Origin of the sequence: Krasilnikovia sp. MM14-A1259, assembly GCF_047159535.1 — a bacterium.
In the GTDB taxonomy this organism is placed as follows: Bacteria; Actinomycetota; Actinomycetes; order Mycobacteriales; family Micromonosporaceae; genus Actinoplanes.
This window is the reverse complement of the sequence record NZ_BAAGAJ010000002.1, coordinates 7,594,453-7,603,704: the sequence shown is the minus strand read 5'-3', so window position 1 is coordinate 7,603,704 and position 9,252 is coordinate 7,594,453. Positions and strand designations below refer to the sequence as shown.

Annotated in this window: 4 protein-coding genes; 1 reads left to right on the top strand and 3 read right to left on the bottom strand. The window is 73.0% G+C overall.

Going from position 1 to position 9,252, the window contains the following annotated elements; genetic code table 11:
• Positions 1–7: 7 nt before the first annotated feature.
• From ACMCNK_RS34455 to ACMCNK_RS34445, 3 genes are all read right to left on the bottom strand, one after another.
• The gene (locus tag ACMCNK_RS34455; RefSeq protein WP_412740508.1) at positions 8–5,377 is read right to left on the bottom strand and encodes an amino acid adenylation domain-containing protein; all 5,370 of its coding nucleotides are present in this window, start codon (positions 5,375–5,377) and stop codon (positions 8–10) included.
• 15 nt (positions 5,378–5,392) lie between these two features.
• Positions 5,393–5,611, bottom strand: a complete 219-nt coding sequence (locus ACMCNK_RS34450) for an MbtH family protein (protein ID WP_412740507.1) — start codon at positions 5,609–5,611, stop codon at positions 5,393–5,395.
• 149 nt (positions 5,612–5,760) lie between these two features.
• Positions 5,761–7,035 (bottom strand): MFS transporter, encoded by a 1,275-nt coding sequence (locus ACMCNK_RS34445; RefSeq protein ID WP_412740506.1) that lies wholly within the window; start codon positions 7,033–7,035, stop codon positions 5,761–5,763.
• A gap of 343 nt (positions 7,036–7,378) precedes the next feature.
• Between ACMCNK_RS34445 and ACMCNK_RS34440 the strand changes: the two genes are divergently transcribed.
• Positions 7,379–9,226: a DUF1996 domain-containing protein gene (locus ACMCNK_RS34440; RefSeq protein WP_412740505.1), complete on the top strand. Its 1,848-nt coding sequence runs from the start codon at positions 7,379–7,381 to the stop codon at positions 9,224–9,226.
• Positions 9,227–9,252 lie beyond the last annotated feature (26 nt).

Below are 9,252 nucleotides of genomic sequence, written 5' to 3'. Positions count from 1 at the left end.
CGCCACGTCAGTTCCTCCGCCTGTCCACCGCGACGATGCGCAGTTCCGCCGCGTACCGTTGCCCGGCAGCGTCGGTGAGCCACAGCTGGTCCGGCGCCGGGAGCATCTCCACGACGGTCACCGCCGCGGCAGGCCCGCTGTGCCGGGCCGCGCGCCGGACCGCGCGGGCGAGCAGGTCGGCCGACGCGAGACTCGTGAGGTCGGCGTAGATCGGTTTGCGCTCCCCGGCGCAGCGCACGAACACGTGCCGGGGCAGGTCGTGGGCGGCGACCCAGGCCCGCATCCGGCGGTATCGGTCGGCCTCGTCCCCGACGGTGGCGAAGCTGATCGCGGACGCCTCGAACGTCCACGACTCACGGCTGACGACGAGACCGTCGAGGGTGACCCGAGGCGTGTGCTCGGCCGCAGGCAGCAGCCGGAACTGCTGCACAAGACCGGCGGCGACGGTATCGCCGAGCACGGCCATCAGGTCCATGTCGAGCCGGCCGTCGCGGCGGCGCACCCGCAGCCCGTCGCCGGTGTCGACCAGGTCGCACGCGCCGACCGGCAGAGTGCGCTCCGGCGGGTGGCCGAACGAGTCGGCGGCGAATACCAGTCGCACGTCGTCAGCGCCGACGAGGGCATTGCTCTGCCGGGTCGGCACGCCCTCGTCCTGCCCGGTCTCGGCCGGGTAGGCCACCGGCCGGCCGATGTCGGTGGCCTGGGCGGCCCGCAGCGCGGCGGGGTCGTCGTGAAATTCCAGCCAGGTCGCGTAGCGGATCGTGTTGACGCCCGGGTGCAGCTCACCGAGGACCCACTGGTCACCGGCGCGCATGAGATCCGGGCTGTGCTGCACGGCGGTGGGCCAGCCCGGCTCTCCGGGCGGGAACGCCTGCCGGGCTCGTTCAGCGAGGTCCGTTGTGGACAGCTGGACCCGCCGGGCGTCCGCCGGCAGCCGCAGCACGCCGGCCCAGCGCTGCTGCAGGGCCCGGCCGAGCGCACCGGTGAGTCGTTCCGGCGGTGTGAACAGCGTGGGGCCGACCCGCAGCCAGAACTCGGCGAACGGTACGACCGGGGTGCCGAGGTCGGCGGCGAGCCGCTGGTAGGTCTGCGCGAACACCCGCCGGTAGATGGCCGCACCGGCCGCGGTGAACCAGCGGGCGCTGTCCAGCACGAGCCCCAGCGGGGCGCGGACCGCGTCGAGGGTGCCGACGCCGATCTGTACGGTGTCGGCGCGGCGGCACTCCTCGTAGGCGATGGTCCGCCCGGCGTAGAGCTGCCCGGCACGCCGGGTCGCCGGCTTGCCGGTGAGCCGGGTGAAGGTGGACTCCAGAGCGCTGGTCGCGGTGGCCAGCAGATCCGGGTCACCGGCTGCCGCAGCGACCGCATCGCGCGCCGTACACAGGCCGTCGAGGGCATCGCTCGCCGCCACCCGCACCGCCTCGTCGGTGACCCGGTCGAGCATCGACCGGGCGGTGCGTTCCGGCCGGGTGTCGTGCGGCGCGATCTCCGGCCGCCACACCAGCCGGTGCTCGATGGTTAGCTTTTCCAGGACGGCGTACACCTCGTCCGGCCCGACCGGCAACGCCGCGGCGACGGCGCGGGCGTCGCGCGCCCCGTCGCACGCGTGCAACACGGCCGCGGTCAGCGGGTCGAGCGCGATCGGCGGAGCGCCCGGCACCCGTAGCAGCGACCCGTCGACGTCGAGAAACGCCGGCCGGCGGGGAACCAGCCACGGCCGCAGCGCCGCGGTGAACGGCTCGAGCACGGCCGCGACCGCCCAGCCCTCCAGGTAGACGGTGCGCCGGTCGACGAGCCGGGCGAGCGGCGACGGTTGAGCGTGCTCGACGGTCACGGCGTCGCCATCGGCGAACGTTGCCCAGCCGACTGGGCCGAAGAACCCGATCGTGTCGTTCTTGGCGCAGTACCGCTGGAGGTAGCTGGCGACCAGGGCCTCGTGCTGGCGGTGTTTGGTGGCCCGCCGGGTCGGAGCGGGCCCGGCACGCAGCAGCGGGTCGACGCCGGTGGTCAGGGCGTGCCGGTTCTGCCAGGTGATCGCCTCGCGAATCGCCGGGTCGGCGGCGACAGTGTGCAGGGCGGTCCCGAGCCGGGCGACCGCCCGAGCGAACTCCTGCGGGTAGTCGGGGCGGTCGACGGCCGCGGCGAGCGCCGGGTCGCCCAGCGGGGTGAGCAGCTCGGCGGGGAACCCGGCGGCGCGCAGACAGATCGTCGACCACAGCGCCCAGTCGCCGACGAGCGGCACCAGGTGCGAGCCGGTGCGCGGTGCCACCCGGTTGGCCGACCGGTCACGGCGGCGCAGCACCGGCCCGTCAGTGGCCGGTCGAGTGGCGACGGCAGCGTCGACGGCGGCGGCGACGCCGGACAGAGTCGGCTGCGCGTACAGCGCGGCCAGGCTGAACGGCACCGCGAACTCCTGCTGCACCCGAAACGTCAGGCGGGCAGCGCTGAGCGAGTTCCCGCCCTCGGCGAAGAACCCGGCGTTGCGGGCGAGCCCGTCGGCGGTGCGCCCGCCGGGCAGCACCGAGGCCCATATCTCGGCCAGCCGCCGCTCGGTCGGTGTCGCCGGCCCGGCCTCCACCGTGGACGGCTGCGGGGCCGGCGCGGGCAGTGCTGCCCGGTCGACTTTGCCGTTCCTGCCCAGCGGCAGCCGGTCGAGGATCACGAACGCGGCGGGCACCAGGTAGGCCGGCAACCGTACGGTGAGGTGACGGCGCAGCTCGGTGGCGTCGAGCGACGGGTCCGCGGCGGTGACGTAGCCGACCAGGTGCCGCTGCTCGTCGCCGCCCCGGGCGACGACGACGGCCTCGGCGACGCCGGGGTGCCCGGCGAGCACGGCCTCGACCTCGCCCGGCTCGATGCGAAACCCGCGGATCTTCACCTGGTTGTCGACCCGGCCGAGGAACTCGACGACCCCGTCGGCGCGCCAGCGGGCCAGGTCGCCGCTGCGGTACAGCCGGGCACCGCCGCCGGCCGGGTCGGGCAGGAACCGGTGGGCTGTTGCGGCAGGTTGGGCCAGGTAGCCGCGGGACAGCCCGGCGCCGCCGGTGTACAGCTCCCCCACCGCCCCGATCGGCACCGGCCGCAACTGCCCGTCGAGGATGTGCACAGTAGTGTCCGGGATCGGCCTGCCGATCGGCACCCGCTCACCCGGCTCGTCCGGCGTGCTCATCGTGTAGGTGGTGGTGAACGTGGTGTTCTCGCTCGGCCCGTACCCGTTGACGAGGGGGCGGCCGGAGCGGGCCGTGAGGGCGGCGCGCAGCGCTTCGGGTCGCACGACGTCGCCACCGGTGACGATCTGGTCGACGCCGGCGAGGGCGTCGGGCGCGGTCTCGGCGAGGTGGTGGAACAGCCCGGCGGTGAGCCACGCGACGTCGGCCCGGCCGCTGCGCAGGAGGGTGGCGAGGTTGGCCGGCGCGATCGGGTCGGGTGGCGCGGTGACGACCGCCCCGCCGGTACACAGTGGGCCCCAGATCTCGAGGGTGCTGGCGTCGAACGCGGGCGGTGCGGCGTGCAGCACCCGCCGGCCCGGGCCGAGCGTGACGAACGCCGCGTCGGTGACCAGCCGGGCGATGGCCCGGTGCGGCACGGTCACGCCCTTGGGCACACCGGTGGAGCCCGACGTGAACGTCACATAGGCGAGGTTGTCGAGGTGTACCGGCGGCAGCACCTCGGCCTCGGCGGCTTCGTCGGCGTCGAGCGTCTGCGGGTCGACGACCAGCATCCCGGATGGCTGTTCGGCGAGGGCGCCGACCACGACGCGTACCTTGGCGGTTTGCAGCAGGGCGCTCGCCCAGACCGGCGGGCTGGCCGGGTCGACGCACAGGTAGGCCCCGCCAGCCTTCAGGATGCCGACCAGTACCCGGATCAGCCCGGCGCCGCGCCGCATGACGACGCCGACCGGCTCGTCGGTGCCCACCCCGTGCCGGCGTAGCGCGGCGGCGATCCGATCGCTGTCGATGTCGAGCTGCGCGTAGCTGAGCGTGGTGGCGCCGTCGAGCACGGCCGGCGCGGCGGGGTCGGCCGCGACCCGGGCGGCGAACATGTCCACCACGGTGTGCAGGCGCTTCGCCGGTGACGCGTTCCAGCGGTCTCGCAGCGCGGCCTCGTCGTCGGTGCCAAGGCGCAGGTCGGCCACGCGCGCATCGGGTCGGTCGGCGAGTTCGAGCAGGGTGGCGCGGACCTGGGCGAGCATCCGGTGGGCGGCGGCATCGTGCACCTGGCGACCGTCCCAGAACAGGGCCAGGCACAGCTCGGGCTCATCGAAGGCGTAGAGCGTCACCGGATGAGCGGGCGAGCGATGGATGCGCACCTGGGGAGCAGTGCCGTTCTGACCGAGCGGAGCCAGGCCGTGCTGGAGCCGCTGCCGCTCGACGACCAGCAGGCTGTCGAGGGTGCCGGGGGCCAGACCGGTCCAGTCCAGCACCGAGGCGAGCGGGGCCAGCTGGTGCTCGCGCACCTCCAGCATCCGGGCCGCGGTGTCGGCCAGCAGCTCCCGCACCGTCCACTGCGGAGCATTTCGACTCCGGAACGGGACCGTGTTGATGAGCATGCCGACGATCGCGTCGGCGCCGGGCACGCTGCCGTAACGGCATGACCGGGTCACGCCGAAGACGACGTCACCGGTGCCGCCCCACGCACCGCGCAGCAGGGCCCACGCGGCGGTCACCATCGTGCTCGCGCCGGCTCCGAGTTGCGTACCCAACGCCCGGATCCGGTCTGACTCGTCCCTGGTCAGCACGAGCTCGGCGGTGGCCGCGGCGGCGGGCCCGTCATCCGGCTCGCCGAGCCGCCCGGGCAGCGGCCACGGGTGCGCCGCGCCGGCCAGGTAGTCGCGCCAGAACATCTCGGCCGCGGCCCCGTCGACCCCGTCCCACCAGCGCACGAACGACTCGAACGAGGGTCGCCGCGGGTGTTCGGCACGCTCGCCGGCAACCCGCGCCCGGTATTCGGTGAAGACCTCGTCGAGCACCAGCCGGGTGGAGCGCCCGTCGAGCACGGCGTGGTGGAACGTGAAAACCACGTGGTCAGACCCGCCGAGCAGGGTGATACGGGCGAGCGGGGCCTGCGCGAGGTCGAACGGCTCGATCCGGTCGGCGGCAAGGAACGCGTCGAGCGGCAGGTCGCTGTGCCGCACCGGGCAATCGACGCGGCCGGCGACGGTCTGCACGAGACCGAGGTCGCCGTCGGTGCGGAACGCGGTGCGCAGGGCGTCATGCCGGTCGAAGGCGCTCTGCCAGGTCGCGAGAAACGCGGCTCGGTCCACCGGGGCCGGCCAGTCGATGACGATCTGCTGCACGTCGATGCCGCTCGCCGGGCGTCGCAGGCTGCCGAGCACCATGCCGCGCTGCACGCCGAGGGCGGGGTAAATGTCATTCATGAGCGTTCGCCGGGGTCAGGCCTGCGCCGCGTTCTCGTCCATCCAGACGCGCAGTGACTTGGGCCGCATGTCGGACCAGACTTCGTCGATGTGGGCGAGGCACTGCTCGCGCGTGCCGGTGGTGCCCTCGCGGCGCCAGCCGTCGGGCACCTCGCGGTCGTCGGGCCAGATCGAGTACTGCTCCTCGTCGTTCACCACAACGGCGAGTACAGCGGTGTCGTCATCAGCAAACACGGAGCCCCCCGAAACCACGTTCGATCTGAGAGCCCCCCGAACCCACGTTCGACTGACACACCCCCAAACTTCCGGTTGAGTATGCACATCAGTCGATCTTTCGTCAAGGAATTCCCAGATCATTTTTCCGGCCCGAACCCGTGGTCCGATCAATGTGTCTGGACCGCCGGATTTGCCTGCTCATGGTGCTGGACCCCATCAACGCGCGGGGTACGACACATCAGCCCGACCACCGGCCCGGCGGCGATCGTGCAGCCCAGGAAGATCGCGGCGATCACCCACCACCCCCAGCCGCCCGTCTGGATGGCGAGCAGGGTGAGCCCGGCCGGCGCGAGCGTGCCGGACACCGACCCGACGAGCTGCCCCAGTCCGATGTAGGCCCCGCGCATGGCGGGTGGTGGCACGTTCGTCTGCACGTACCACTCGGCGGCGGACAACCCGAGCTCGGTCGCGGTGACGAGCACGATGACCAGCACCAGCACGGCGACCGTCAGCCACCCGCTGGTCAGCCCGCTGACCAGCGCCACCGGGCAGGCCAGGGCTGCGGTGAGCCCACCGAGCCGCAGCCGCCGCAGCGTACCCGGCATCGACTCGGACCCCCGCGAGGCGGGCACCTGCAGCAGGATCACCAGCGCCGTGTTGAGCGCGAACAGCAGCCCGAGCACCGGCTTGGGGGCGTCGGTCCGGGTGATGATCCACAGTGGCAGGACCTCGGTCATGAGGTAGGCATGGACCAGCAGCACCCCGGCCAGCACCGCGTAGCCGAGATATCCCCGGTCCGTGAGTACGGCGAGCCGGCTCACCTTCGGCGCGTCCGCCGCCGTCCCCGGCCGGACGGCGACCGGCAGCCGGCTCACGACAACCGCATTGACCAGCTTCAACGCGGCCGCGAAGTAGATCAGCGCGATCAGCGCCTCGGCCCCGTTGGCCGCAAGTACGAGCGCCCCCAGCCCGGTCCCGACGGAGAGCCCGATGTTGAGGTACGTCCGGACGAACGCCATCGCCCGCACCCGCCCCTCGGCCGCAATCGCGTCTGACGTGTGGATCGTGCGACCGGCCCCGGCCAGCGTGTCGGCGGCCGCCGACCCGACCAGCACGGCGAGAAAACCGGCGAACGCGTGCACGAACGGCAGTACCGCCAGCGACACCGCACCGGTCACCGCCCCGATCGCCCACGCGGCCCGCCCCCCGAGCCGGTCGGCGACCATCCCCAGTGGCAACGCTCCGGCCAGCCCGGTCAGTCCGGCGACGGACAGCCCGATGCCGACCTGCACCGGGGTCATCCCGAGCACGTGGACGAAGAACACCATCCCGGCGGTGAGGAACGCCCCACTCCCGACGGCGTTCATCCCGGATTGGAACGCGATGGTGCGCGGCAGCCCGGGCGGCGGCAGCAGTTTCTCGGCGAACCGCCCAGCACTCATGCCGGGATCAAACCAGCCCGCCACGGACTCCCGCAACATCAACTTCGGCCACGGCGGTGGCCGGATCGACGGCGAACCCGGTTGCACCGACGCCACCCGATCAGGTGCGGAAGTCGGCACGGCTGTCGTAGACGCAGAGTGATCGCAAGGCGCGATATGACCGGATAGCCGGTTGTGAGGCAATCACGCGGGGTCCGGCGGGTGCGGGAAGAACGCGGCCCTGGACTTCTTACCGAACGATGACGTACCCGTCCTGAGTCGACCGTCCGACGCATCGCGGCCCGTACCCGATGGCGCCGGCACCCGACCGAAGCCGGCCTCTCACGACCATGAGGAGATCCCCATGAACCGCAGGGAGAAGCAACCCTGGCTGGAGTCCCGGCCGGCCAGGCTGACCCTGGTGGCGGCGGTGCTGGCAGCGACCGCGGCACTCACCGTCACGTTCGTGTCCAGCGGCGGCAAGGGCACCGCGGACGCCGCCACCACCCTCGACCAGTACGTCCCGATCCAGAAAGTCGCGCCGAACGTGAACGACCCGAAGCCGTTGCGCGGCGCGTCGACCGGCCGTTTCGCCGTCGACTGCGGCACCAACGGCAACGGCAAGTTCAGCCCGGACAACCCCGTGGCCCAGCCCGGCATCCGCAACGGCGCCGAACATCTGCACGATTTCGTCGGCAACCTGGCCATCACCGCGAACTCGTCCGACGCCGACCTCGCCGCCTCCGGCACCACGTGCCGCAACGGCGACCGGTCCTCGTACTTCTGGCCGGTGGTCCGCATCGACCGGTCCGTTCGTAGCGGCAGCCAGGTCCGGCAGGCACTCGCCCGGACCCAGCCGGTGATCGCCTGTCCCCGGGTCGGTGACCGGCTGCCCGCCGTGCCCGCCGAGGTCCGGGCCGTCGTCGTGCGCCGCCTCGCCGAGCTGGACCGCCTGGAAGCCACCGCGAACCAGCGGATGACCACCAGCCGGGGCCGCATCGACGCGGCCCTCAACAACCGCATCCTCGACGGGCTGCGCGCGCGCCGGGCAACCCTGATCCGGAGCATCAGCGCCAGCATCGGTACGGCCGGCGGCGCCCGGTCCACCGGCCTGGTCTCCCTGGTCGACTGCGACGTCAGCTACGACGGGATGCACGCCGCGATGCCGGGCGCCTCGCACGCTGCGAGCGTCCAGGCCGCCCGGGCGGCAACCCCGCAGGTACGGTGCCCGGGCGTCCGCGACAAGCTGCCCGGCGTGCCCGCACAGGCCCTCGCCGAGGTGAACCGCGACCTCGACGAGCTCGACCGGCAGATCTCCGAGGCGAACGAACGCCTCGTCACCGCCCGCGGCCAAGGTGGCCCGGACTTCATCGACAACGCGATCCTCGGGCCGCTGCGCGCCAAGCGCAGCGCCGTGCTCGACCGCATCGCCATCGCCGTCGGCCGGCAGGCGGCCCGACCGCAGGGCCTCGACGCGCTCGCGTCATGCACCCTGAGCCAGGCACCCGCCACCGGCCTGGCCACCGGCACACCCGCCACCGCGAGCGGCGCGCCCACGGCCAGCTCCACGCCACCGAGCGGTGCACCCACGGCCAGCTCCGCGCCGCCGAGCGGTGCACCCACGGCAAGCAACGCGCCGCTGCCCGACCCGCAGGGACCCAACCTGGAACTGCCCGGCAACACCGGCGGCATCGTCCGCCCGGCGAAGGTCCTCATCGAGTACCGGGGCAACGCCGCCGGCCGTGTCGTACCCATGCCGAGGTTCCTGCGCGAGCTGACCGGCGACGCCAAGCCCACCAGCCGCGGCCCGGCCAACGCCCGCGCCACCTGGACCTGCTCCGGCTTCACCGACCGGCTCTCCGACAAGTACCCGATCTGCCCGGCCGGCAGCCAGGTGCAGCGGGTGCAGGACTTCCCCGGCTGCTGGGACGGCAAGAACGTCGACAGCGACAACCACCGCCGGCACGTCGCGTTCGCCGACAAGGCCACCGGCGCCTGCCCCGCCGGGTTCGTCGCCATCCCGCAGCTACGGATCACCATCTCGTACAACATTCCCCGCGACGTGCAGGTGAAGGGCCAGTACGCGCTCGACTCGTTCCCCGAGGAGAACCACAACCCGTTCTCCGACCACAACGACTTCGTCAACGTCAACTCCACCCGGACGATGCAGCGCATCGCCGCGTGCCTCAACACCGGGAGGGCGTGCCGCTGAGCCGTCGACCGGGAGCCGGGTACGCC

What these genes read in the sequence shown, in the direction of transcription:
- ACMCNK_RS34455 (WP_412740508.1), bottom strand. Translation starts at nt 5,377, where the DNA reads ATGAATGACATTTACCCCGCCCTCGGCGTGCAGCGCGGCATGGTGCTC.
- ACMCNK_RS34445 (WP_412740506.1), bottom strand. Translation starts at nt 7,035, where the DNA reads ATGAGTGCTGGGCGGTTCGCCGAGAAACTGCTGCCGCCGCCCGGGCTG.
- ACMCNK_RS34440 (WP_412740505.1), top strand. Translation starts at nt 7,379, where the DNA reads ATGAACCGCAGGGAGAAGCAACCCTGGCTGGAGTCCCGGCCGGCCAGG.